Genomic DNA, 25,086 nt, shown 5'->3' on the forward strand with positions numbered 1-25,086 from the left:
ACCTCAGAAACCCAACGCCGCCAAGCACTCCCCACCTGGCTCCACACCTACAACCACCACCGCGGCCACACCGCCCTGGACGGCCAACCACCCGCCAGCCGCGTCACCAACCTGTCAGGACAGAACAGCTAGTCGCGGGCCGGATCGAGCGGGGCCAGCAGGTCGTGCAGGGCCTCGAAGGTCCCCGGACCGGCCGCGAGGGTGAACTCCGGACCGGCCGCCGCCCCGGCCAGGCCGCCGACCCTTCCGCCGGCCTCCTCGACGATCAGCGAACCCGCCGCGATGTCCCAGCGCTGGGTACCGCGCTCGTAGTAGGCGTCGACCCGGCCCGTGGCCAGCGCGCACATGTCCACGCAGCAGGAGCCGCCCCGGCGGATGTCTCGGACCCGGGGCAGCACCTCCGTCAGCACGGCGGCCTGGTGCGCCCGGCGCTCGGCCGCGTACCCGAACCCGGTGGCTACCAGGGCCCGGTCCAGCGGCACCTCTGCGTTCACCCGCAGTTCGACGGTGCCGGTCGCGGTGTGCAGCAGCGCGCCGCGGCCGAGCGCCGCGGTGTACGTCTCGCCGCGCCGCGGCATCTCGATGGCCCCTGCGACGACGCGGCCGTCGACCTCGGCGGCGATGCTGACCGCCCAGTCGGGCAGGTCGTAGAGGTAGTTGACGGTGCCGTCGATGGGGTCGACGATCCACCGGACCCCGCTGCTGCCGCCGCTCGCGGCGCCCTCTTCGCCGAGGAAACCGTCGTCGGGCCGGACCGCGCGGATGCGTTCCACGATCAACCGTTCCGCCGCCTGGTCCATCTGGGTGACGACGTCGGTCGGGCTCGACTTGGTCAAAACGACGGCGGGGCCTTCGACGGGACGCTTGTCGATCAGCATGCGGCCCGTCTCGCGGGCTGTCGCCACGGCCAGTTCGAGCAACTCATCAGCCAGATTTGTCATGAGAAATCCCCCTTGGTCCGCACCACTCTCCCATGATCAGGAGGTGCGGCGGCAGCAGCCCGGGGAGCAGGAGTCCGGGCGCGGCGGCAACGTACCCGGTACCGAGCGGGGCACGCCGGGCGGCTCCGCCAGCAGCTCGCGGGCCAGCGCCACGAAACGCGGATGGGTACCCGGGGTGGGCACCCGGCGGAAAGCCAGGCCGAGCCGCGCGGCGAGCTCCGCGGCCTCCACGTCGAGGTCGTACTTGACCTCCATGTGGTCGGACACGAACCCGATCGGCACCACGGCCACAGCCGGTGTCCCGGCCGCGTGCAGCTTCCCGAGGTGGTCGAGGACGTCGGGCTCCAGCCAGGGCTGCGCGGGCGGGCCGCTGCGGCTCTGGTAGACCAGGTCCCACGGCGCGCCGGGCGCCGCCCGTTCGACGACGGTCCGGGCGACGGCGGCGAGCTCGGCGGCGTACCGCTGCCGGCCGGGCTGGTCCAACGGCACGCTGTGCGCGGTGAACACCAGGCGCGCGCCGGCCGGCAGCTCGGCCAGCGCGGCGCGGGCACCCTCGACGAACGGCTCGACGAAGCCGGGATGGCCGCAGTACACCCGGAGCTTGTCGATCTCCGGGGCCCCGGGCACCTCGGCCCGGGCCCGGTCGATGTCGTCGAGGTACTGGCGGCAGCACGAGTAGCAGCTGTAAGCGGACGTCACGAAGGCCGCGGCCCGGCGCACCCCGTCGGCCGCCATCTCACGCAGCGTGTCGGCCAGGTACGGGGTCCAGTTGCGGTTGCCCCAGTACACCGGCAGGTCGACGCCGTGCGCGGCGAAGTCGGCCTCGATCGCGGCCTTGAGCGCACGGCACTGCCCGTTGATCGGGCTGACCCCACCGAACCGGTGGTAGTGCTCGGCGACCGCGGCCAGCCGCTCGTCGGGGACGTTACGGCCGCGGGTGACGTTCCGCAGGAACGGCAGCACGTCGTCGGGCCCCTCCGGCCCGCCGAAGGACAGCAGCAACAAGGCGTCATGCGACGGCATGACTCCATCCAACCAGGCCCGCCCGGTGCCCCGTGCGCGGTGCCCCGTGCGCTCAGCGGTACCGGGTGGCGTACGCCCGGGCCAGGGCCAGCACCTTCTGCACGTACCAGTCGGCGTGGTTGTAGTGCCAGATCGCCTGATAGAGCTGGCGGCCCCCCGCGCCCGCTCCGGTGGCGCACAGGTACCGGGCGGCGGACGGCACCGCGTCGTAGGGGTTCATGATGTCGGCCCGGCCGTCCCCGTCGCCGTCCACCCCGTACGCCTGCCAGGTGGCGGGCATGAACTGCATCGGGCCGAGCGCCCCGGCGCTGGAGCGGCCGGCGTTGCGGCCGTGGTCGCTCTCGATCTGGCCGATGGCCGCCAGGACGGTCCACGACAGGCCCCGGCAGGTGGCGGCGGCCTTCCGATACAGGTCCAGGTAGCTGGAGCCGCCGGCGGAGGCCCGGTTCTCGGCGGCGTTCAGGTCGAGCACCTGCGCCGAGCCGCCGAGGACCCGCCGGACGGCCACCGCGAGCCGCCGCGGATCAGCCCCCGGCGCGTTGATCAGCACGGCGACCTCGGGGACCAGCCCGAGCCGCTCGCCGGTGCTCCGGCTCACCAGCACGTCGAAGCCGGGCATCCCGAGCGGGCCCGCGCCGCCCAGCCGCAGGTTCTCGACGTTCTTGCCGACCACCGGGTACTCCCAGCCGGGGCGCAGGCCCAGGGTCCGCGCGGCCTGGTCGGAGACGACGAGCTGGGCGCCGGCCAGGGCCGTCCACAGCTCGGACCGCTTGGCGGTGCCCGGTGGCGTCCACGACCGGAACGCGGCGGGTTCGACCGCGAACGCGTTGACCTGGCGGCCCTGCAACTGGACGGCCCCGGCCGCCAGCACCAGCACGTCCCTGACCTGGGGGATCCGGGCGAGCCGATGCGCCCGGGCCCGGCCGATCGGGATCTTGGTCACCGCCAGCAGGTCGGGTGGGACGATCCGGTGCAGCGGCGCGAGCTGCCCGCCGTCGGTGCCCACGTTGGTCACCGCGCCGGACGAGCGGGGCGCCGGGGCCGGCCGGGTGGCGCCGGGTGAGGAACCGGCGGTCACCGCCGCGATCACTCCGGACGCCAGCGTGGCGGCCACGGCGACCGCCAGGGCCGCCGCGAGCCGTCCGACGGTGGGGACGCGCGGTGCTCGTGCCACTTTCCCTCCCGGCCTCTCGTCTCGTCCCGGCCCGTCAGGGCCGGCGGGCCACCGGCCCTGGGACACCGGAACTACGGGTAACGTGCTCCGGGCATCGGAGGAAGGGGCCTCCGAACTGGGGATACGGGGAAAAACGGGTGGTCGGTCCGTACCGGGATCTGCTCGCCGTCCCCGGGGCGCGGGTCTTCGTCGCCGCGGGGTTCGTCGGGCGCATGTCGATGTCGATGTTGGGCATCGGCATCGTCCTCTTCGTCTCGGCGGTTACCGGATCGTACGGTATCGCCGGTGCGGTCTCGGCGGTCTGCGCCCTCTGCTTCGCCGCCGCCTCCCCCGTCATCGGGCGGCTCGCCGACCGGTACGGCCAGCGGCGGGTGCTGGTCAGGCTGGTGCCCGCGAACACGGCGAGCGCGGCCGTCCTGGTGCTCTGCGCCGAGTTCGGCGCCCCGGTATGGACGCTGTTCACGGCGGCCGGCGCGGTCGGCCTGACCTCCCCGTCGCTGGGCGCGATGGTCCGGGCCCGGTGGACGCACGCGCTACGGGCCCGGGCCGGCGGCCCGCCCCTGCACACCGCGTTCTCCTTCGAGTCGGTACTCGACGAGCTGATCTTCGTCACCGGGCCGGTTCTGGTCACTTTCCTGGCCACCCAGGTGCATCCGGCGGGCGGGGTGGCGGCGGCCAGCCTGTTCACGCTGGTGGGGTCCCTGGTGCTGGCCGCCCAGCGGCGCAGCCAGCCGCCGTCGCAGGGGGACGCGGGCGGCCGAGCCGGGACGGCGCTGGGCGTTCCCGGGGTGCGCGTGCTGGTGGTCGTCTTCCTGATGCTCGGCGCGGTGTTCGGGGCCGTCGACGTGACCGCCATCGCGTTCGCGGCCGAGGACGGCCGGCGGGAGCTGGCCGGGGTGCTGCTCGCGCTCTACGCGCTGGGCAGCGGGTCGGCCGCGCTGTGGTACGGCGCCCGGAGCTGGACGGTCCCGCTCGACCGGCGGTTCCTGGCGGGATTGCTGCTGATGGTCGCCGGGCTGGTGCCGCTGGCGCTGATCACGCGGCTGCACCCGATGATGTTCGTGATCTTCTTCTCCGGCCTGGCCATCTCGCCGACGATCATCCCGGGATACGGGCTGATCGAGCGGCTGGTCCCCGCGCACCGGCTGACCGAGGGGCTCACCCTGGTGTCGACCGCGGTCGGCATCGGGGTGGCGGTCGGCGCCTCGGCGGCCGGGCAGGTCGTCGACGCCCGGGGCGCCCACACCGCGTTCCTGCTCCCGCTCGCCGCGGGGGTGCTCGCGGCGCTGGTGGGGCTGGCCGGCCGGCGGACTCTGGCGATCAAGCAAACATGAATGCTTTTCACGATACTCGGGAGTAGAGTCCCGCCATGGCCCTCGTGAACAGGCGGACCGCGGCCGAGCGGACCTGGCGGAACTGGGCGGGCAACCAGCGAGCCGTCCCCCGGCGCGTCCTGACACCCCGCACCGTCGAGGAGGTCGCGGCCGCCGTCCGCGCGGCCGACGGCGGAACCGTGCGGATGACCGGCACCGGTCACTCGTTCACCGGTGCCGCGGTCGCCGAGGGCACCCTGCTGCGCCCGCACGGGCTGACCGCGGTGCGCTCGATCGACACCGCGTCCGGGCTGGTCACCGTGGAGGCCGGGCTCCCACTGCACGCGCTCAACCGGCTGCTCGACGACCACGGCCTGGCGCTGGCCAACATGGGCGACATCCAGGAACAGACCGTCGCGGGCGCCATCCAGACCGGCACCCACGGCACCGGGCGGGACGCCGCCGGGCTGGTCTCCCAGGTCGCCGCCCTGGAACTCGTCCTCGCCGACGGCTCGCCGGTGACCTGCTCGCGTGAGGAGCGGCCCGACCTGTTCGACGCCGCCCGGGCCGGGTTGGGCGCGCTCGGCGTGGTCACCGCGATCACCTGGCGGACCGTCCCCGCCTTCCTGCTGCGCGCGCAGGAGGAGCCGATGCGGTGGGACGAGGTCCTGGCCCGGCTGGACGAACTCGCCGCGGCCAACGAGCACTTCGAGTTCTACTGGTTCCCGCACACCGAGGGCTGCCTGACCAAGCGCAACAACCGGATCGAGGGCCCCGCCCGGCCGCTGTCGCGGGCTCGGCACCTGCTGGACGACGAACTCCTGTCCAACGCCGTCTTCGGGGCGGTCAACCGGACCGTCCGGCGGTGGCCCGGCGCCGTACCCGCCGTCAACGGCGTCTCGGCCCGGGCGCTGGGGGCCCGGACCTACAGCGACACCTCCTACAAGGTCTTCACCAGCCCGCGCCGGGTGCGGTTCAAGGAGCAGGAGTACGCGATCCCGCGCGAGGCGCTGGTGCCGACCCTGCGCGAGCTGCGCGCGCTGTTCGACCGGCGCGGCTGGCGCATCAGCTTCCCGATCGAGGTGCGCCTGCTGCCGCCCGAGGACGCCTGGCTGTCCATGGCCTACGACCGGCCCACCGCGTTCATCGCGGTGCACGTGTACCACCGCAACCCGCACCAGGAGTACTTCACCGGAGTGGAGGAGCTCATGACCGCGGTCGGCGGCCGGCCGCACTGGGGCAAGCTGCACACCCGCGACGCCGGTCACCTCACGACCGTTTACCCCCGGTTCGGCGACTTCCTGACGCTGCGCGACGAGCTCGACCCCGAGCGTCGGTTCGCCAACCCCTACCTGCGCCGGGTCTTCGGCGACTAGGACCGAAAGTCACCAACAGGCTGTCCGAAACCCGCTCCGCGGGCGGCCTAGCCCGGCCACAGGTGTCCCACCCGGCACAGGGAACCCAAGGGATTCACAAGAAACGGGCAGGCCAGCACCACTCACCCCGGTGAAACGGCAAGCTGGTCCGGTCGGCTCCGCAGCTATGAGGCACTGCGGGAGCGGCGATGTTCGGACATGCCGGGTACGGTGCTGGCAGCAGGCGTGTCCGGAGGGGAGACTTCGGGAAACCGGGGGGAAGGGCACGCATGCGCCCCGAGCCGTCGCAAGGACAGGGCAGGAAGGACACGCATGCAGGAGCTGCGCCTCGTCGCGGTCAGCGAGGACGGTACGTACCTCGTGCTGGCGACCGCGGGCCGAGGCACCCGGTTCACCCTGCCCGTCGACGACCGGCTGCGTGCCGCTGTACGTGGGCACTTCTCCCGCCTCGGCCAGTTCGAGATCGAAGTGGAGAGTCCCTTGCGCCCCAAGGAGATCCAGGCCCGGATCCGGGCCGGCGAGACCGCGGAGGAGATCGCCGAGTCCGCCGGCATCCCGGTGGAGCGGGTCCGCTGGTTCGAGGGCCCCGTGCTCCAGGAGCGCGAGTACATGGCGCAGCAGGCGCAGCGGGTCACCATCCGCCGGCCGGGCGAGTCCAGCCCCGGACCGCCGCTGGGCGAGCTGGTCGAGGAGCGGCTGGGCCGGGGTGGGGTCGACCTGGAAGAGGTCGAGTGGGACGCCTGGAAATGCGAGGACAGCACCTGGCGGGTACGGCTGTCCTTCTTCGACGAAGGCCGCCCGCACGCCGCCGAGTGGATGTTCGACCCGCGCCGCCGCCATCTCTCCCCGCTGGACGAGGTGGCAGCCAGGCTGTCGTCGCTGGACTGGCGCGAGCCCGCCGGTGACACCGTCACCCCGCTGCTGCCCCGGCGCCCCGCCATGAAAGTGGTGTCCGATGCCCGGGAGATCCCCGCCCCGCGCACCGAGCCCGACCCCACCGGCCGGCCCGGCGAGCCACGCCGCGAGTACATCGTCGAACGCGGCCGGATCGTCGACCCCCGGCCGCAGCCGCTGGGCCGGCCCGCCCGGCCCGTGGGCCCGCCGTCCCGGGAGGAGACGGCCCGGCTCGCCGAACGCGCCGCCTCCGTGGTGCGCCCGACCGAGCCGCCCCGGGAGATCCGCCCGGAACCCGCGGCCGTCACCGTGCCGCGCCCCGCCCCCGCCGAGCCGCCCGCGGCGCCACCTGCACCCGTGGTCGCCCGCCCGCTGCCGCCGGCCGCGGCGCCCGAAGCCGTCAAGGAGAGCACACCGGCGCCCGAACCGGCCGAGGGCGTCGCCGCCCGCCCGGCCCTGGAGCGGGACGAGCGTCCCGGCACCTCGGCCGGCGAGACCGTGCGGACCGCGGACGACGCCGCGGACGACTCTGTGGACTATTCCGTGGACGAGGCACCCGGCGCGGCCGACCCGCACGCGGACGACCCCGTCGAGGACGTGGCCGAGGGCTCCGCCGAGACCGAGCCGCCCGCCGCGCAGCGGCCCGAGCCCGATGACTCCGTCGCGGCCGAGGAGCACGAGGCCGGCCCGGCGGAGCAAGGCTCCGCCGACCCGGAACCGCCCGCCCCTGAGCCGCTTGCCCCCGAACCACCCGCCGCCGCGGCCCCCCCGGCCGAACCCGCGGCGGCGAAGCCCGCATCCCCGCCGGCCGAGCCGGAGCCCGAACTCCCGGCCGAGCCCGCCGCGGAGGATCCGGCGGCCGACGCCCCGGCCGCCACCACCCCCCCGAAGACTCCTGCGGCACCCGCCGCGGAGAACGAGGAGGAGGGTCCCGTGGCCCAGGCACCACCCGTCGAGGTCCCCACGCCCGCTCCGGCGGAGCAGCCGGCACCGCCCCGCCCGGCCACCGCCCCGGAGACGCGACGGCGGCCCGCCAAGCCCAAGTCCAAGCCGGTCCCCCGGCCCCGCCAGCCGGCGGCCGATCCGGGCGGCGAGACCGAGGCGGCCGAGACCGTGGCCCCGCCGCGGCAGCCGGCGGCCCGGGGCAACCGGCGCAAGGCCAAGAGCAAGCGCGCCTCGGTGCCTTCCTGGGACGAGATCATGTTCGGTGCGCGCCGCCCCGACTGACGTCCGGCCACCGAAGTTCAGGAGTTCAGGAACGGCCGCACCCAGGCCGGGGTGACCTCCTCCGCGAAGGCGACCGCGTCCTGCTCGGCCATGTCGATCGCCGGGTAGCCGCCCTCGCCCGCCCCGACCGCGACGACCAGCGTGGCCAGGCCCAACCGGCGCTGGAACAGCGTCTGCCGGAGCCGCCAGCCGACCACGGCCCGCCGCTCCACCACGGCCTGCCGCCGGCGCAGCGCCCCGGAGCGCACCGTCAGCCGGTCCCGGTCGAGGGCGTGCCCGAGCTGGTGGTAGCGGTCGGCGCCGAGCGGCACGGCGAGGATCATCAGGACGAGGCCGGCGCACGCCGCCCACGGCCGGCCGGCCAGCAGGGCGATGACGGTGAACGCCAGCGGCGGGATAATCGCCCGGACGACGCGGCGGCGCAGCGCCGCGGGCGGATGCGTCACCAGCGGGCCGGGCACCGTGCCGACCACCCGCGCGGCGACGTCCCGGGAGATCGTCACCGGCGCGGTGGGCAGCAGCCGGCCGCGCTGGGCCGCGTCGCCCAGCCCCGTCACCAGGGCGCCCAGCCGGGCCGCGCCGGCCAGCCGCTCCAGCGGGTTGTCGATCAGTTCGACCCCGCGGATCCGGCGGCGTTCCAACGAGACGGTGCGCCGGGTGAGCAGGCCGCGCTCGGCGATCAGTTCCTCGCCCCGGGCCCGCAGTGAGAAATCCCAGTTGAACAGGGCGAAAGCGATCACCGAACCGATCGGCATGGCGACCAGGAACAGCAGCGCCACCACCACGCCGACCGTGACGGGCAGCCCGAGCACGTCCCGGCCCAGATGCGACAGCCGGCGCTCGTCGATGAAGCCGAACTCGTCACCGAGGTTGTAGAGGGTGCCGAGCACGCTGCCGGCCACCGCGAACGGGGTGAGCAGGTAGGTCCCGCCCAGCGGCGCGTAGAGGTTCCAGCGGGGGGACGCCCGGGCGAGCTCGGTGTCGTCCGCGGGGGTGCGCCGCATCTCGGCCACGTGGCTGAGCAGCACCCGGCGCAACCGGTCGGCCTCCTGCCGGGAGACCGCGTTCAGCGTGCCGTCCCCGCCGTCCGAGCCGGCGTCGACGTGCACGACGGCCAGCCCGAGCAGCCGGTGCGGGAGCGTGGAGCTGATGTCGACGCCGCGGACGCGCTCCCGCGGAATGATCTTCACCGACCGGCCGATCAGCGCGCGGCGCAGTTCGATCCGGTTGTCGTGCACCGTGTAGGTGAACGTGGCCCACTTGACCAGGTGCAGGACGAGGCCGAAGCCGAGCCCCAGCAGGGTGAAGTAGAACGCGGTGGACAGCCCGCCGACCGCCAGCCCGGCGGCGCCCGCCACCAGCAGCGCGATCAGCTCGCGGATCGCTCCGACGAGGATGGTCAGCGGATGCAGCCGGATGGCGCGGCCGGTCATGTGGCGTCATCGCCCAGGGTGTGGGCGCGGTGCGCCAGCTGCTCCGCGAGCCGGGTGGCCAGATCCACCGGCAGGCCCGCGACCAGCGACGACCCGGCGTGCGAGGCGGTGTTGATCTCCAGCGTGGCCAGCCCGAGCAACCGTTCCAGCGGGCCCTGCCCGGTGTCGACCGTCTGGATGCGGCCGACCGGCACCAGCAGCCACTCGCGGCTGAACCAGCCGGTCCGGGTGTAGACGACGTCGGCGCTGATCTCCCAGCGGTGCACCCGGTACCGCCACACCGGGGCGACGGCGGACACCAGCAGCCCCAGCGCGGTGATCGCGATCGGCGGCCACCAGAGGCGGTCGGCCAGCCAGCCGGGCATGCCCGACCAGCCCGCGTCGGAGCCGGCCCACGCGGCGGCGCCCCAGACGACCGCGATGACCAGCCCCCAGGCCATCAGGTAGTCGATCGCCCAGTGCGCCATGGCCCGGGGCGACACCCGGTGCGCGGGCGGCCTGAGCCACGGCCCGGAGCGGGTCGCACGCTCCGGAACGGGCCGGACGGGCCGCTGCGCGGGCGGGCCGTCGTCGGCGGGCCGCGTCGAGGTCACCCTGTGAAGTCTAGATTGCCACGCCTACCTGGGCCGGAGCGCCCGGGCATCATGTCCGGGGACGGCCGGTTCCGCGGGTTCTGTCAGACCCCCGTGCAAGGGTGCCCGTGAGCCGCCGAGCCCCGCCGGCAGACCGCCAGGGGTATGTCAGCGCCCTGTCAGGGCACCGTCAACGTGCGGCCAGGGTCCCATCAGCACCGACCTGAAAACTGGATGCATTCCGCACCGTTCGCCGCCTAACGTGATGGGCCGCCCCCTCACCTCCAGCCGTCCGGTGTTCGCCTTATCAGGGAGAATTCATGACTTACGCCATCCAGGCCGAGGGCCTGGTGAAGCGCTTCGGCGAGACTCAGGCGCTGGCCGGGGTCGACCTGGCCGCCCGGACCGGCACGGTGCTCGGGGTGCTGGGCCCGAACGGGGCCGGGAAGACCACCGCCGTCCGGGTGCTCGCCACCTTGATCCGCCCCACCGGGGGCACCGCGACCGTCGGCGGGTACGACGTCGTCAAGGACGCGCACCGGGTACGCCAGCTGATCGGCCTGACCGGCCAGTACGCGGGCGTCGACGAGATGCTGACCGGAACCGAGAACCTGCTGCTGATCGGCCGGCTGCTCGGCCTGTCCCGGCGCGGTTCCCGGGCGCGCGCCGAGGAACTGCTCAAGCGGTTCGACCTGTGGGACGCCCGCGAGCGGGCCGCCAAGACCTACTCCGGGGGCATGCGCCGCCGGCTCGACCTGGCGGCCAGCCTGGTGGGCCGGCCGCAGATCCTCTTCCTCGACGAGCCGACCACGGGGCTCGACCCGCGCAGCCGGGGCGGGTTGTGGGACATCGTCCGGGGTCTGGTCGGGGACGGCGTGACCGTCCTGCTGACCACCCAGTACCTGGAGGAGGCCGACCAGCTCGCCGACGAGATCGTGGTCATCGACCACGGCCGGGCGATCGCCAAGGGCACCCCCGACGAGCTGAAGACGCACGCCGGCGGCCAGGTGCTGGAGGTCCGGCCGGTCACCTCGGCCGACGAGGTGACCGTCGCCAGGGTCGTCGGCGATCTGGTGGGCGCCCCGCCCGAGGTCCGCGACGGCCTGGTCAGCGCGCCGATCGGCGACCCGGCGGTGATGCCCGCCGTGGTCCGCCGGCTGGACGAGGCGGGCGTGACCGTGGCCGAGCTGTCGCTGCGCAAGTCCAGCCTCGACGAGGTGTTCTTCGCGCTGACCGGCCACCGCGCCGAGACCGACGAGACCGACGGCGCCGCCCCCGAAGACACCGCCGAGGGCGAGCGCGGGCTCGTCCAGGAAGGAGCCGCCCGATGAGCGCCGCCACCACGGTCCCCGCCGCGCCCCGGCTCGACCGGCGGGTGTCGCCCGCCACCACCGGCCGCAACGTCCTGACCCTGACCTGGCGCAGCCTGGTCCAGATCAAGCACAACCCGATGGAGCTGATCGACCTCAGCATCCAGCCCCTGATGTTCGTGCTGCTGTTCGCCTACGTCTTCGGGCCGGCGATGGCGGGCAGCGTCGAGGCGTACCTGCCGATCGTGATCCCGGGCATCATCGCGCAGAACGCGCTGTTCGCCACGATGAGCACCGGCTTCGGGTTGAACATCGACATCACCAAGGGCATCTTCGACCGGCTGCGCAGCCTGCCGATCTCCCGGATCGCGCCGCTGGCCGGGCGCATCATGGCCGATACGGTCAAGCAGGCGTGGTCGATGGCGGTGCTGCTGGCGGTGGGCTACGCGATCGGGTTCCGGATCGAGACCGGGATCGTCGCGCTGGGCGGGGCGTTCCTGCTGCTGCTGGCGTTCGCGATGCTCGTCTCCTGGTCCTCGGTGCTCATCGGGCTGTCGGTCAACGAGCCGGAGAAGGTGCAGATCTTCGGATTCGTGATCATCTTCCCGTTGAGCTTCCTGAGCACCGCGTTTATCCCCCGGCTCGACGGGATCCCCAGCGGGCTGGCGTTCGTCATGCGCAACAACCCGGTGACCCACCTGGTCGACGCGGTCCGCGGGCTGCTGGTGGGCGGCCCGGTGGCCGAGCACGCGGCCCTCGCCCTGCTGTGGGGGGCGCTGATCGCCGCGGTGTGCATCCCGCTGTCGATCCGCCAGTTCCGCCGCCGCGTGTGAAGCCGCTGCGGGACGTGCCGGGAGGTGACGGGGCCGGGCGCGGTCACCTCTTGGCGCGTCCCGGGTCCGGCCCCGCCGCGGTCGGTGCGGGCCGGTCGGCCGGGCACTCGACACCGAGGCGGGCCGGCACGTCCTCGGACGCCGTCGCGCGCCCCCGGGCGTACGCGGCCGCGTAGCCGTCCGGGCCGAGGGCGGCACGGGCCTCCTCGGCCAGGCGCACGGCGTCCGGCGACGACCGGTCGGGCATCCCGCGGAGCGCGTCGGAGCAGCCGAGCAGTTCGGCGCACTCCGCCGGGTCGCCCGCACGCATCGCCAGGTCGGCGAAGCCCACCACCGTCTGCGCGACCACCGGCGAGTCCTCCGACGCGATCGCCGCGCGCATCGCCTCGGCATGGCGGGCGCGGGCCCGCTCCAGGTCGCCTCGGCCGGCGTCCAGCAATCCCTGCGCCGAGATGATGATCGCCCTGAATTGGGGCGGGGCGTGTGGCCGGCCGTCCGTGCCCCCCACCAGTTCCAGGGCCCGGTCGAACCGCCGGCCCGCCTCGGTGAGGTCGCCCAGCCGCCGGGCGAACTCCCCGTACGCGTACTCCGCACCGGCCAGGGCCTCGATCGACCCGGTCCGCTCGGCGCTCGCCCGGACCGACTCGACCAGTGCGAGGGCACGGTCGCGCTCCCCCAGCAGCCACAGCTCGTAGGCGTTGCGCACGTGGATGTGCGGCGAGTTCTCCCTGGTGCCCAGCTCGGTCAGCAGCCGGGACGACTCCGTGTAGAGATCGACGGCCGTCCGCCGCTCGCCCCGCCAGCTGGCGACCTCGGCCAGCGAGGACAGGGCGAACGCCAGCCCCCAGCGCTCCCCCAAGGCCAGGAACCGCTCCCGGGCCGCGGTGTAGTGCGCCTCGGCCTCCTCCGCCAGACCCTCGTTGATCATGGCCAGCCCGTACAGCAGCCGGGAGAAGGCGCGCACCCAGACGTCGGGGTCCTCGAACAGGGGGACGAGCGCCTGCCCGGTCCGCCGCCACCCGCCGGCCTCGTAGATCAGGCACAGCGGTTCGAGCAGCCGCAGCAGCGGGTGCGACGTCCCGGCGGCGCCGTCCAGGGACTCCACGACCTCCTGTGCGGCCCGCAACCAGTCGCCCGCCCGGTCGAAGCGGCCCGTGCCCTCGATGGCGGTCAGCGCGCTCACCATGTAGGCCAGGGCGGTGGCGCGATCCGCGCCGAGATCGGGCCGGGCCAGCGTGGCGTCGGCGAGTTCCCCACCCTCGGTGAGGTGCCCGCGCAGCAGCCAGTACCAGCCCAGCGCGGCCACCAGCCGGACGGCCGCGGCCGTGTCGCCGGCCGCGAGCGACCGGCGCAGCGCCCCGTGCAGGTTGTCGTGCTCGGCCGACAGCCGGTCCAGCCAGGCGAGCTGCTCCGGGCCGCGCAGCCGGGGCTCGGCGGCCTCGGCCAGGGCGGTGAAGTGGGCGGTGTGGGCGCGCCGCGTCCGGTCGAGATCACCCGCGGCCTGCGCCCGGTCCAGCCCGTAGGCGCGGAGCGTCTCCAGCATCCGGTAGCGCGGCTCCTCCGCGGGCTCGGCGTCGCCGGTCACGGTCACCAGCGACTTGTCCACCAGCGCCGCGAGGGTGGCCAGGACGTCCGCGGCGGGCAGCCCCGGCCCGGCACAGACCGCCTCGATCGCCGCCACGGTGGCGCCGCCGGAGAACAGGGAGAGCCGCCGCCAGAGCACCTGCTCGGCGGGGTCGAGCAGGTCCCAGCTCCACTCCACCGTGGCGCGCAGCGTGCGGTGCCGGGGCAGTGCGGTGCGGCTGCCCCCGGTGAGCAGCCGGAACCGGTCGTCGAGCCGGCCGGCGAGCTGCGCGGGGGTGAAGGCGCGCAGCCGGGCCGCCGCGAGCTCGATGGCCAGCGGCATCCCGTCCAGCGCCCGGCAGATCGCCGTCACCGCCGCAGCGTTGGCGTCGGTGACGGCGAAGCCGGGCTGCACGGCGGCGGCCCGGTCGGCCAGTAGCCGCACCGCGGGAGAGCGCAGGGCCGCCGCGGCGTCGGCGCCCTCCGGCGGGGACGGCAGCGGCTCCACCGGCCACAGCGCCTCCCCCGGGACGGCGAGCGGCTCCCGGCTGGTGGCCAGGATCCGCACCCCGGGACAGGCGGCGAGCAGCCGGTCCGCCAGGTCCGCCGCGGCGTCGACCAGATGCTCGCAGTTGTCCAGGAGCAGCAGCGCGCGCCGGGTCGCCAGCGCCCCGGCCAGCCGGGCGAGGGGCCCGGGGCCCTCGGCGGACCGGCCTCGGGGGGCGGGCACCGGCGGCGCGTCCCGCAGTCCGAGGGCGGTGAGCGCCGCGTACGGCACCTCGGCCGGGTCGGTGAGGGGGGCCAGTTCCACCAGGTGGACCCCGTCCGGCGAGCGGCCGGCCAGCCGGTCGACCGACTCCAGGGACAGCCGGGTCTTGCCCGCCCCGCCGGGCCCGGTGAGCGTCACCAGCCGTGTCTCGGCGAGCAACCCGACGATCCGGTCGATCTCGTCCTCGCGGCCGACGAAGCTGGTGCGCCGGGGCCGCGGGCCCGGGGCGTCCGCGGGTGGCGGGACGGGCTCCTCGTCCCGGAGCAGCGACAGGTGGACGGCCCGCAGTTCCGGGGACGGGTCGGCCCCCAGGGCGTCGGCGAGCGATCGCCGGGTCTCCTCGTACACCGCCAGCGCCTCCGCCCGCCGCCCGGCGGCCCGCAGCGCGCGCATGAGCTGGCCGCGCGGCGGCTCCCGCAGCGGGTCGGCCGTGACGAGGGCGCTCAGCTCGGGGATCAGCTCGGTGTGCCGGCCGAGGGCCAGGTCGGCCTCGATCCGCCGGTCCAGGGCGGCGCGGCGCAGCCCGTCCAGCCGGGCGATCGGGGCCGCCGCGCACGGCAGGTCGGCCGCGTCGGCGAGGGCGGGGCCGCGCCACAGCCCGAGTGCGGCGCGCAGCCCGTCCGCCGTCGTGGCCGGGTCGGCGCTCGTTCGGGACCGCTCCACCCGGGTCTCGAAGTCGAAGGCGTCCACGGCGGCGGGCGGGACGGCGAGCCGGTAACCGCCGGCCGTGGACGCGACGCGGTCCCGCCCCAGCAGCGCGCGCAGCCGGGACACCAGCGACTGCAGCGCGTTGGCGGCGCCCGCCGGGGGGTCGCCCGCCCAGAGGTCGTCGATCAGCTGCTCGGCGGGCACCGGGCGGTCCGCCCGCAGGGCGAGCAGGGTCAGCAGGGCGCGCAGCCGGGGTCCGCCGATCTCGACGGGCCGGCCGTCCGCCCGCACTTCCAGCGGCCCCAGAATCCCGATCCGCACCCGCCCATTGTCCCCCGCCCGCTCCGCCCGCGGGACGCCGTGTGCGGGCGCCCCGCGGGAGCGGGTCAGGCGGCCGTGGAGTCCGATCGCGCCTCGGTCCGGGTGTCCGTCCGGCTGGCGAGCTCGAACTCGGCGCGCGGCTGCTCGATACTGCCCAGCGAGACGGTCTCCCGCCGGAACACCAGGGCCAGGGTCCAGTCGGCCAGCACCCGGACCTTGCGGTTGAAGGTCGGCACCCGCGAGACGTGGTAGCTGCGGTGCATGAACCAGGCGGCCAGGCCACGGACCTTGATGCCGTAGACGTGCGCGACGCCCTTGTAGAGGCCGAGGCCGGCCACGGAACCCACGCTGTCGTGGACGTACGGCTTGAGCGACTTGCCGCGCAGCGACCGGACGATGTTGTCGGCCAGCACCTTCGCCTGGCGCACGGCGTGCTGCGCGTTCGGGGCGCAGAACTCGGCGTCGCCGGCCAGGTCGGGCACGGCGGCGTTGTCGCCGGCCGTGTAGGCGCGGACCACGCCCTCGATCGTCAGGTACTCGGTGGCCTTGACCCGGCCGCGCTCGTCCAGCGGCAGGTCGGTGTTACGCAGCACCGGAGCCGCCTTGACGCCGGCGGTCCAGACCAGCGTGCCCGCCTCGAACCGCGACCCGTCCGACAGCTCGACGACCTCGTCGACGGCCGAGTTCAGGTAGGTCTTCATCTTGACGTCGATGCCCCGGCCGCGCAGCTGCTCGGCGGTCCAGCGGCCCATCTCCGGCCCGACCTCCGGCAGGATCTTGTCGGCGGCCTCGACCAGGACCCACCGCATGTCCTCGACGTTCACGTTGCGGTGGTAGCGGACGGCGCTGCGGGCCATGTCCTCCAGCTCGGCCAGCGCCTCGACGCCGGCGAACCCGCCGCCGACGAACACGAAGGTGAGCGCCTTGCGGCGGAGCTCCTCGTCGTCGGTCGTCTCGGCGATGTCGAGCTGTGCCAGCACGTGGTTGCGCAGGTGGATGGCCTCGCCGATGGTCTTGAACCCGATGCCGTGCTCGGCCAGGCCGGGAATCGGCAGCGTCCGGGACACCGAGCCGGCGGCCATCACCAGGTAGTCGTAGGAGATCCGCTTGGGCGGGCCGGCCACGGGCTGCACGATCGCCCAGCGCTCGGCGTGGTTCAGCTCGGTCACCCGGGCGTTGAGCACCGTGCATGCGGGCAGCACCCGGCGCAGCGGGGCGACGACGTGGCGGGGCGAGACGTTTCCGGCGGCCGCCTCAGGCAGGAACGGCTGGTAGGTCATGTACGACTGCGGGTCGACGACGGTGATCCGCACCTCGTCGCGCCGGAGCTCGCGACGCAGCTTCTGCTGCAGCCGGAGCGCGGTGTACATGCCGACGTAGCCGCCGCCCACGATGAGGATGTGGGGAGCGCCGGTGGGGTCCTGGGCTTTTCTGGCCATGACGGGCTCCTAGGTCACGGGGTCACGGTCCACTGGCTTGTGAAGACATTCACAAGCTACCCGACGGAACGCTCCCACACCAATCGAAAGTCATGGAAGAACATGATTAGTTCTCGTTACAGCAAGATCGACCACGACTTGCCAAGTGAATTACGCCACTTCTTTCCATTAATTACCCCATTCGGGAACATAACGACCATGGTCAGGATCACAGCGAGCGAACCGGGCAGCGGGCAGGCGCCGGGGAAAGGACCCGCTCTCCCCTGCCGACGGCCTAGGGTGGGGCCTCGAGATACGAGGGGCGCAGCGGAGCGTTATGCGATGAAGAGCACACACCGGCGGTCGGTTCGGCGGTTCCGCGGCGCGGCCGTGGCACTGCTGGCCGCTTCGGGTCTGGCCGGTTGCGGCCTTCCCGGACAGACCAATACCAGCCCCGAGCTGGCGGAGTGGTTCACCGTGACCAGCCCCGCCTTCCGCGATGGCACCGTTCTGCCCGCCCGCTTCGTCTGCGCGACCTACCCTGGGGGGGAAGGCAAGACGCCGCCGCTGCACTGGTCCGGCACCCCGGCATCCACCAGGGCGTTCGCGATCGTCGTGGACGATCCGGACGCACCGGAGGGCGCCGCCGTCCTCTGGGTGATCGCCAATCTCGGCGGAACGACGACCTCAATCGTCGAGGGCGCCCGGCCGGACAATACGGTCGAGGCACTCAATACAGATGGCAGAGTGGGGTACCGGGCACCTTGCCCGCCCAAGGGGGAACGGAACCGCTACCGGTTCACCGTCTACGCCTTGAGCGAGCCGGTGCCGCTGACCCGGGGGGCCCCGCTCAAGCAGGCCCTGGGCACAATCGCCAAGCACACCGTGGGGCGAGGCAGGATCACCGGGAACTTCGGAAACGGCTAGCCGGGACCGGCCGGCCGACGAGCGAGGGGGGTGCACGGGTTGACCGCACCGGTTGATCATTCGCACCCCACATGGGGATAGATGTCAGCGAATGGTGTGACAAGGGTCATAGTGGTCGGCGACAATCAGTCTCGGTCTTCGAAGACTGGGCGCCGGCCGCTGGCGATAATCCGTACGAGACCGCGAGCCGCGCTGGCGACACACGCTGGGCCATGGCATTGGGTGGTGCAATGACTGTCATCGTCGTCCTCGGCCTGATCGTGGTCGTGATCCTCGTAGTGGTCCTGGTGGCCCTCGGCATGCGCGCGAGCCGGGCCGGCCGCGACGACTCCGACCCCTGGGCGGAGGACGACCCGCAGATACAGATGCAGCCACGGGGCCGGCGCGGCGCCGTCGACGACCACTACGACGACGGCTACGCCGACGACCAGTACGCCGGTGAGCAGTACGCCGGTGAGCAGTACGGTGGCGAGCAGTACGGCAGTGAGCAGCAGTACGCGGCCGACGGCTACTCGGACGGTTACACCGACGGGTACGCCGAGGGCCACCAGGACCCCGCCGGCTACGAGCGGCGGGTGGCCGGCGGTCCGCTGGCCGCACCCACCCCACCGCCCGCGCAGGCGTCCCGGCGGGGCGGCGGCGCCCAGAACAGCGACGAGATGGGCGACGACGAGTACTGGTCGACCATCACCTTCGACAAGCCCAAGTTCCCCTGGCAGCAGGACTCCAAGCAGGAGCGCAGCGAGGCCGAACTGGCCGCCGACCCGCTGCGCGAGCAGCCCGTCCTCGACCAGCAGCCCGAGCCGCCGGCCCGGCACCCGGAGCCCCCGCACGCCGTGCCGACCCAGCCCGTGCAGATGAACGGCGGCCCGATGAACATCCCGGGCCAGCCGCCCGTCCCGCCGCCGTCGTCCTTCACCGGCCCCGGCCAGCCCGACCTGTCGCCCGGCTACCGGCCCGACCCGCTGAGCCCGCCCGAGCCCGCCCCGATGCCCGCGGCCTTCGAGGCTCCGGCGCAGCAGCCCCCGGCCCCCTACCGCAACGACGCGCCGCTGGGCGAGCCCTCCCTCGGCGGCGGCCCCGGCCCGCTGCTCGGCGGCGGCCCGGCGATGTCGCCCCCGCCGCCGCCCACCCGGCCCGAGCCGGTGGACCCGCTCCTGCCCCCGGCGCGGCCCGAGCAGCCCTCCTACTCCCCGCCGGAGCCCGCCTACTCCCCGCCCGCCCCGCCGGAGCCCGCCTACGGCGGCTCGCCGGCCCCGGGCGGCAGCGACACCGACGGCCACCGGCTGCCGACCGTCGACGAGCTGTTGCAGCGCATCCAGTCGGACCGGCAGCGGACCACCCCCGACCCCTCCTCCTACGGCGGCTCCAGCCCGCTGAACGACCCGCTGAACGACCCGCTCAGCACCAGCAACGACGCCCCGTCCTACGGCTCGCCTTCCCCGTCGTCCTGGTCTCCGGGCGGCGGCGGCACCTCGGGCTACGGATCCGACTCCCTGCCCGGCTCCGGTGAGCCCGGCGGCTACTCCGGCGGCGGGTACGGCGGCGGCCAGTCCAGCTCCGGCTACTCCACCGACGGGTATCCCACCAGCCCGGCCTACGGCGCCGAGACGACCCGCTACGACGACCCGCTGAGCACCGGCCCCACGGGCGGGCGCGACTCCTACGACTCCTCCTACGGTTCCTACGGCGGGTCGAGCGAACCCGCCGCCCCCGCCCCGCCGCTGTCCGGCAACTACTCCGACTTCAGCGGCAGCAGCTACGGCGCCCCGGCCGGCCCCTCCTCCGGCGGGTACGGCGGCGACACCGGCCAGCAGCAGGGCGGCTACGGCGGCTACCCGCCCCCGGGCGGTGGCGAGCAGCCGGCGGGCTACTCCACCGGCGAACAGCCTGGTCAGTACGGTCAGGGCGACCAGCAGCGCCCGGTCGACGACTGGGACACCTACAACAACAATCGTTACCGAGGACGGTGACTCTCCGCGCGCGCGTCGTCGCGCCCTGATCAGTCCCATCTGATTCGATACGTCAGGTGACCATCCGAACACCTGACGTGTCTAACTTGCGCTGCGATCTGCCGGCTTCCTTCGTCGTCTTCCTCGTGGCGATCCCACTCTCCCTCGGTATCGCGGTCGCTTCGGGCGCACCGCTCGCCGCCGGGCTCATCGCCGCCATCGTCGGCGGGATCATCGCCGGGGCGGTCGGCGGCTCGCCCCTGATGGTCAGCGGGCCGGCCGCGGGCCTGACCATCATCGTGGCCTCGCTCGTCCAGACCTACGGCTGGCGGGCCACCTGCGCCATCACCTTCCTCGCCGGGCTGCTCCAGCTCGCGCTGGGCGCCGGCAAGGTGGCCCGCACGGCGCTGGCGGTCTCCCCCGCCGTGGTGCACGGCATGCTCGCCGGGGTGGGCGTGGTCCTGATCCTGGCCCAGATCCACGTGGTGTTGGGCGGGTCGCCGCAGCATTCCGCGGTGGCCAACCTCCAGGAACTGCCCGGCCAGCTGGTCGGCTCGCACTCCCACGCCGTGATGATCGGCGTGCTCACCGTCGCCGTGCTGCTGGCCTGGGACCGGCTGCCCGGCCGGACGAGCGACGGGAACGTGCTGCGCTGGGTGCCGGCGCCGCTGCCGGCCGTCGTGGTCGCCACGCTCGCCGCCTGGTGGCTGGGCTGGGACGTGCCCCGGGTCGACCTGCCCGACTCGCTGCTGGACGGCTGGCAGCCGCTCGCACTCCCCGAGGGGACGCTGCCCGGCCTGGTCGGCGCCGTGGTCTCGGTGGCCGTGGTGGCGGGCGTGGAGTCGCTGCTGTGCAGCGTGGCGATCGACCGGCGCCGGCCGGAGGGGGTGCCGAGCAGCGATCTCGACCGCGAGCTGATGGGCCAGGGCGCGGCCAACACCGTGTCGGGCCTGCTCGGCGGCCTGCCGATCGCGGGCGTGATGGTGCGCAGCACGGCCAATGTGGAGGCCGGCGCCCGGTCCCGCGCGTCGGCCGTCCTGCACGGCGGCTGGGTGCTGGTGCTGGCGCTGCTGTGCGGGCCGGTGATCGAGCTGGTGCCGCTCTCGGCGCTGGCGGGGCTGCTGGTCGTGATGGGCGTGAAGATGCTCGACACCACCCGGCTGCGTGATGTCCGTCACCACCGGGAGGCCCCGATCTACTTCATCACCCTCGCCGGAGTGGTGCTGCTGGGGCTCGGTGAAGGGGTGCTGCTGGGCATCGGAGTGGCCGCCTGGCTGGCACTACGCCGGCTGGCCCGGCTGTCGGTGGAGGTCGAGGAGGGGCCCGGACCCTGGCACGTCGTGGTCACCGGCTCCCTGACCTTCTTGGCCGTTCCGCGGCTTCTGCGGGTTCTTCAGCAGGTTCCTCCGGGTAAGACCGTGGACGTTGACCTGCATGTCGACTTCATGGATCACGCCGCCTTCGAGGCCCTGCACGACTGGCGGGTGGCCTACCAGCGGCTGGGAGGCCGGGTCGACATCGATGAGACGCACGAGAGTTGGTATGAAAGAGCCGTGACTGGCGAAATGTCCCCCGCGCGTAAGTCGCCCCTGCCTGTCCGCTGGTGGGCACCTTGGGCGAATCGTCGTCGTCAGGTCTCGACCAACGAGCCCGACGCCTCCGGCATGTCCCCGAGCGACCTCCTGCTCGCGGGGGTACGCGAGTACCACGACAGCACCGCCCGGCTGGTCCGGCCCATCATGGCCGAGCTCGCCTTCCAGCAAACCCCGGAGCACCTGTTCATCACCTGCGTCGACTCCCGGGTGGTGCCCAACATCATCACCGCCAGCGGGCCCGGCGACCTGTTCATCCTCCGGAACGTCGGCAACCTGGTGCCCCGGTTCGACTCCCGGCTGCACGACGACTCGGTGGCGGCGACGATCGAGTACGCGACCAACGTGCTCAACATCAACACCATCACCGTCTGCGGCCACTCCAACTGCGGTGCCATGGCGGGGCTGCTGGCCGGCGGGTCCGAAATCGAGCACCTGCCGGGGCTGTCGCGCTGGCTCAGGCACGGCAACCACAGCCTGGCCCGCTTCCTCGACACTCCCCCCGGCGAATCGGGCGAGGACCCGGACGGGGAACTGTCGCCGCTGTCGCGGCTCTGCCGCATCAACGTGATGCAGCAACTCGACAACCTCCTCACCTACCCGTGGCTGCGCCGCCGGGTGGAGGCCGGGAAGGTCGAGCTCACCGGCCTGTTCCTGGAACTGGAGACGGCCCAGGTGCACATCCTCGACCCGACGGCCGGGCGGTTCGTCACCGTCCCGAGCCAGGTCCCGGACCAGGCCGAGGAGGGGACCCCGGGCCCCGGCACGGCCGTTCCGGATCGGCACTGACCCGGTGCCGGAGCGCGGGCCGGGACGCGGCCCGCGCTCCGGTCACTCCCGGTACGCGGCTCCCACCAGGGTGAGCTCCTCCTGGGGGCCTCGGGTGTAGACGCCGGTCACCCGGCGGGCCCGGCGGGCCCCTCCGCTGGACGCCGGCAGGAAGAGCGAGTCCCGGCGGCTGGCCCGCGCGAACTCGACGAGGTAGGCGAAGGACGCCAGCAGGATGACGATCGAGATGACGGCGATGAGCATGAACATGGTCGCTCCTCCCTGCCGGGCCTCGACCGGGGAGCCTTCTGCCGTCCCGAGGACTCCGGCACACCATGAACGGTAGGAGCGTTCTTGCTGCGCCTTTGTGTCGCCTGACCTGAAACTCCCATGATTTGGGACGTCCAGCGGGAAAATATCCGGTGACCGGCCGGAGTCGGGACGCGACGCGTCAGGCGGTCACCGCCGCTCCGCCAGCGCGGCGGCCAGCGCGGCCTCGATGACCTGGGCAGAGACCCGGGCCACCTCGTCGGGGGTGCGCCCGAAGTCGCCGGTGAGGGACTGCGTGGTGAACCCCGACAGGTGCACCGCCACGGTGTCGGCCAGCCAGGCGGGCGGGGCTTCCTGCCCGCCGCGGGCCTGCCACAGGCGGGAGGTGACGGCAGCCGCGGCGGCCTTGCGGCTCTCCCTGCGCTCAGCGGCCGCCGCGGCGAGTTCGGCGGGAAGGTCGTCGGGCTGGAGCGCGGCGAGCTCCCAGTAGATGCGGCCGTTACGGGCGTTGAGCCGGTGGACGACGAGCAGCAGGTCGAGCAGCCAGACCCGCAGGTCGTCCCCCTCGGGCGGGGGCGGGACCTGGAGCGCGTAGGTGCGCACCCCCTCCTTGATCGCGGCGGCGAAGAGGCCGTCGCGGGTGGCGAAGTGGCGGAACACCGTGCGCCGGTTGACGCCGGCGGCCTCGGCCACGTCGTCAACGGTCGCGGCGAGGCCGCGCCCGGCGAGCACCTTCTGGGCGGCGCGCAGGATCCGCGACCGGGCGATGTCGCGTCGTTCGTCGGCGAGCGACGGGGCGATCGCGGAGTCATGGGTCACCCGTGAATCGTACCGGCGGCACTTGCCGGTGTCACTCATGGGTGACATGCTGACACCGCTGCGGGGCAGACGCTGCAGCGAAGACCCTTCGGAGCGTGCATGACCGGCACCGGCCACCCCACCCGACCCGACGGCACCCCCATCGACAAAGAGGCCCTGCGCCGCCGCTACCTGCGGGAACGCGACAAACGGCTCCGACCCGACGGCAACGACCAGTACCTCCAGGTCACCGGGCGGCTCGCCCACTACCTCGAAGACCCCTACACCCCGAGAACCGAGCGGGAACCGAAGACCGACCACGTGACGGTCGCGTTCATCGGCGGCGGCTTCGCCGGGCTCGTCACCGGGGCGCGGCTGAAGGAGGCCGGCGTCGGCGACGTCCGCATCATCGAGAAGGGCGGCGACTTCGGCGGCACCTGGTACTGGAACCGCTACCCCGGCGCACAGTGCGACACGGCGTCGCTGGTGTACATGCCGCTGCTGGAAGAAACCGGCCACATGCCGACGGAGAAGTACGCGCACGCGCCCGAGATCCTGGAACACTGCCAGCGCATCGGCAAACACTTCGGCCTCTACGACAACGCGCTCTTCCACACCGAGGTCCAGGACCTGCGCTGGGACCCGGAGCGGTCCCGCTGGACGATCCGCACCAACCGGGGCGACACCTGCACCGCCCGGTTCGTCGCGATGGGCACCGGGCCGCTGCACGTGCCGAAACTCCCCGGGATCCCCGGCATCGAATCGTTCCGCGGGCACTCCTTCCACACCAGCCGGTGGGACTACGGCTACACCGGCGGCGACCCCACCGGCACACCGATGGACGGGCTCGCCGACAAGCGGGTCGCCATCATCGGGACCGGGGCGACGGCCGTCCAGTGCGTGCCCCACCTGGCGCAGGCGTGCCGGGAACTGTACGTGTTCCAGCGCACGCCCTCGTCGGTCGACGTCCGGAACAACCGGCCGACCGACCCCGAGTGGTTCACCCGGATCGCGACACCGGGCTGGCAGCGGCGCTGGCTGGAGAACTTCACCGCCAACCAGACGGCCGGCATGGCCGACGAGGACCTGGTGATGGACGGCTGGACCGACATCGCCCGGCGGATGCGCGCCCGGGTCGCGGCGCTGCCGCCCGAGGACCGCACCGACATGCGGAAACTCCTGGCGGCCTTCGAGGACTCCGACCACGAGAAGATGGAGGAGATCCGCGCCCGCGTGGACTCCGTCGTCGAGGACCCCGAGACCGCGCGGCAGCTGAAAGCCTGGTACCGGCAGATGTGCAAGCGGCCGTGCTTCCACGACGAGTACCTGCAGTCCTTCAACGTCCCCGGCACGCACCTCGTCGACACCGACGGCAAGGGCGTCGAGCGGATCACCGAGACCGGCGTGGTCGTCGCCGACCGGGAGTACGAGGTCGACTGCATCATCTACGCCTCCGGCTTCGAGGTCGGCACCGAGCACGCCCGGCGGGCCGGCTACGACATGACCGGCCGCGCCGGCACCAAGCTGTCGGAGTACTGGGCCGAGGGCATGCGCACCCTGCACGGCACCCACGTGCACGGCTTCCCCAACGCCTTCCTCGTGCAGCCGACCCAGGGCGCCAACCTCATCTCCAACGTCCCGCACAACCTCACCGAGTCGGGCCGGACGATCGCCACGATCATCAAGCACGCCCTCGACCACGGCCATACCGAGGTCGAGGTCACCCAGGAGGCCGAGGACGCGTGGGTCGACCTCCTGGTCTCGGGAGCGGGGGCGATCTGGCGGCAGCGGTCACCGGACTGCACGCCGGGCTACTACAACAACGAGGGTCAACCCACACCACGGGCAAAGTTCAACGTCGGCTACCCGCACGGTGCCCTGGCCTACTTCCACTACCTCGACCGGTGGCGCACCTCCGGCACCTTCGAGGGCCTGGAGTTCCGCTGACGCCCTAGTCCACCGCC

At 73.6% G+C, this 25,086-nt stretch carries 18 protein-coding genes and 1 pseudogene; 10 read left to right on the forward strand and 9 right to left on the reverse strand.

The window, feature by feature from the left end; all coding sequences use genetic code 11:
* Positions 1–132 (forward strand): annotated as a pseudogene (locus DPM19_RS32720) (integrase core domain-containing protein); the annotation flags it as partial.
* Here DPM19_RS32720 and DPM19_RS32725 read toward each other — a convergent pair.
* The 3 genes from DPM19_RS32725 to DPM19_RS32735 are packed head-to-tail and all read right to left on the reverse strand — an operon-like array spanning position 129 to position 3,138.
* Positions 129–941 (reverse strand): inositol monophosphatase family protein, encoded by an 813-nt coding sequence (locus DPM19_RS32725; protein WP_111871973.1) that lies wholly within the window; start codon positions 939–941, stop codon positions 129–131. The pseudogene DPM19_RS32720 and the gene DPM19_RS32725 overlap by 4 nt on opposite strands.
* 36 nt (positions 942–977) lie before the next feature.
* Complete coding sequence (locus tag DPM19_RS32730) at positions 978–1,964, reverse strand: ferrochelatase (RefSeq protein WP_111871974.1); 987 nt, start codon at positions 1,962–1,964, stop codon at positions 978–980.
* Positions 1,965–2,016: 52 nt separating this feature from the next.
* Positions 2,017–3,138 (reverse strand): lytic transglycosylase domain-containing protein, encoded by a 1,122-nt coding sequence (locus tag DPM19_RS32735; RefSeq protein WP_233511062.1) that lies wholly within the window; start codon positions 3,136–3,138, stop codon positions 2,017–2,019.
* Between the two features lie 137 nt (positions 3,139–3,275).
* On the opposite strand from DPM19_RS32735, the gene DPM19_RS32740 reads away from it, so the two are divergent.
* The 3 genes from DPM19_RS32740 to sepH all read left to right on the forward strand — a co-directional run bounded on the left by DPM19_RS32740 (position 3,276) and on the right by sepH (position 7,948).
* On the forward strand, positions 3,276–4,472 hold the full coding sequence (locus DPM19_RS32740; RefSeq protein ID WP_111871976.1) for an MFS transporter: 1,197 nt from the start codon (positions 3,276–3,278) through the stop codon (positions 4,470–4,472).
* Between the two features lie 35 nt (positions 4,473–4,507).
* Positions 4,508–5,827, forward strand: a complete 1,320-nt coding sequence (locus tag DPM19_RS32745; protein WP_111871977.1) for a D-arabinono-1,4-lactone oxidase — start codon at positions 4,508–4,510, stop codon at positions 5,825–5,827.
* Between the two features lie 312 nt (positions 5,828–6,139).
* Positions 6,140–7,948: a septation protein SepH gene (gene sepH / locus DPM19_RS36630; protein WP_233511064.1), complete on the forward strand. Its 1,809-nt coding sequence runs from the start codon at positions 6,140–6,142 to the stop codon at positions 7,946–7,948.
* A gap of 17 nt (positions 7,949–7,965) precedes the next feature.
* Here sepH and DPM19_RS32755 read toward each other — a convergent pair whose 3' ends face one another.
* Both DPM19_RS32755 and DPM19_RS32760 read right to left on the reverse strand, forming a co-directional pair.
* A complete protein-coding gene (locus DPM19_RS32755; RefSeq protein WP_111871978.1) occupies positions 7,966–9,381 on the reverse strand; it encodes a PH domain-containing protein in 1,416 nt (471 codons plus the stop codon).
* Positions 9,378–9,974: a PH domain-containing protein gene (locus DPM19_RS32760; RefSeq protein WP_233511065.1), complete on the reverse strand. Its 597-nt coding sequence runs from the start codon at positions 9,972–9,974 to the stop codon at positions 9,378–9,380. The genes DPM19_RS32755 and DPM19_RS32760 overlap by 4 nt, the downstream gene beginning before the upstream one ends.
* Positions 9,975–10,273: 299 nt before the next feature.
* Between DPM19_RS32760 and DPM19_RS32765 the strand changes: the two genes are divergently transcribed.
* The gene (locus tag DPM19_RS32765) at positions 10,274–11,284 is read left to right on the forward strand and encodes an ATP-binding cassette domain-containing protein (protein ID WP_111871979.1); all 1,011 of its coding nucleotides are present in this window, start codon (positions 10,274–10,276) and stop codon (positions 11,282–11,284) included.
* The gene (locus DPM19_RS32770; RefSeq protein WP_111871980.1) at positions 11,281–12,096 is read left to right on the forward strand and encodes an ABC transporter permease; all 816 of its coding nucleotides are present in this window, start codon (positions 11,281–11,283) and stop codon (positions 12,094–12,096) included. The genes DPM19_RS32765 and DPM19_RS32770 overlap by 4 nt, the downstream gene beginning before the upstream one ends.
* A 43-nt stretch (positions 12,097–12,139) precedes the next feature.
* Here DPM19_RS32770 and DPM19_RS32775 read toward each other — a convergent pair whose 3' ends face one another.
* Both DPM19_RS32775 and DPM19_RS32780 read right to left on the reverse strand, forming a co-directional pair.
* Positions 12,140–15,397 carry a BTAD domain-containing putative transcriptional regulator gene (locus DPM19_RS32775; protein WP_111871981.1) on the reverse strand — a complete coding sequence of 1,086 codons (3,258 nt, stop codon included), beginning with the start codon at positions 15,395–15,397 and terminating at the stop codon, positions 12,140–12,142.
* Between the two features lie 65 nt (positions 15,398–15,462).
* A complete protein-coding gene (locus DPM19_RS32780) occupies positions 15,463–16,836 on the reverse strand; it encodes an NAD(P)/FAD-dependent oxidoreductase (RefSeq protein ID WP_111871982.1) in 1,374 nt (457 codons plus the stop codon).
* 321 nt (positions 16,837–17,157) lie between these two features.
* On the opposite strand from DPM19_RS32780, the gene DPM19_RS32785 reads away from it, so the two are divergent.
* The 3 genes from DPM19_RS32785 to DPM19_RS32795 all read left to right on the forward strand — a co-directional run bounded on the left by DPM19_RS32785 (position 17,158) and on the right by DPM19_RS32795 (position 22,075).
* The gene (locus DPM19_RS32785) at positions 17,158–17,742 is read left to right on the forward strand and encodes a YbhB/YbcL family Raf kinase inhibitor-like protein (RefSeq protein ID WP_111871983.1); all 585 of its coding nucleotides are present in this window, start codon (positions 17,158–17,160) and stop codon (positions 17,740–17,742) included.
* Positions 17,743–17,972: 230 nt separating this feature from the next.
* Positions 17,973–19,715: a hypothetical protein gene (locus tag DPM19_RS32790; protein WP_111871984.1), complete on the forward strand. Its 1,743-nt coding sequence runs from the start codon at positions 17,973–17,975 to the stop codon at positions 19,713–19,715.
* Between the two features lie 77 nt (positions 19,716–19,792).
* Positions 19,793–22,075 (forward strand): SulP family inorganic anion transporter, encoded by a 2,283-nt coding sequence (locus DPM19_RS32795; RefSeq protein WP_233511066.1) that lies wholly within the window; start codon positions 19,793–19,795, stop codon positions 22,073–22,075.
* Positions 22,076–22,117: 42 nt separating this feature from the next.
* Here the strand turns inward: DPM19_RS32795 and DPM19_RS32800 are convergent, their stop codons facing one another.
* Together DPM19_RS32800 and DPM19_RS32805 are read right to left on the reverse strand one after the other, a co-directional pair.
* Entirely contained in the window at positions 22,118–22,324 is a 207-nt protein-coding gene (locus DPM19_RS32800) for a hypothetical protein (protein ID WP_111871986.1), read from the reverse strand.
* 189 nt (positions 22,325–22,513) lie between these two features.
* A complete protein-coding gene (locus DPM19_RS32805; protein WP_158566966.1) occupies positions 22,514–23,143 on the reverse strand; it encodes a TetR/AcrR family transcriptional regulator in 630 nt (209 codons plus the stop codon).
* Between the two features lie 99 nt (positions 23,144–23,242).
* Between DPM19_RS32805 and DPM19_RS32810 the strand changes: the two genes are divergently transcribed.
* Positions 23,243–25,069 carry a flavin-containing monooxygenase gene (locus DPM19_RS32810; protein ID WP_111871988.1) on the forward strand — a complete coding sequence of 609 codons (1,827 nt, stop codon included), beginning with the start codon at positions 23,243–23,245 and terminating at the stop codon, positions 25,067–25,069.
* Positions 25,070–25,086 lie beyond the last annotated feature (17 nt).

The sequence above is a fragment of the Actinomadura craniellae genome (genome assembly GCF_003289645.1).
GTDB lineage: Bacteria > Actinomycetota > Actinomycetes > Streptosporangiales > Streptosporangiaceae > Actinomadura_D > Actinomadura_D craniellae.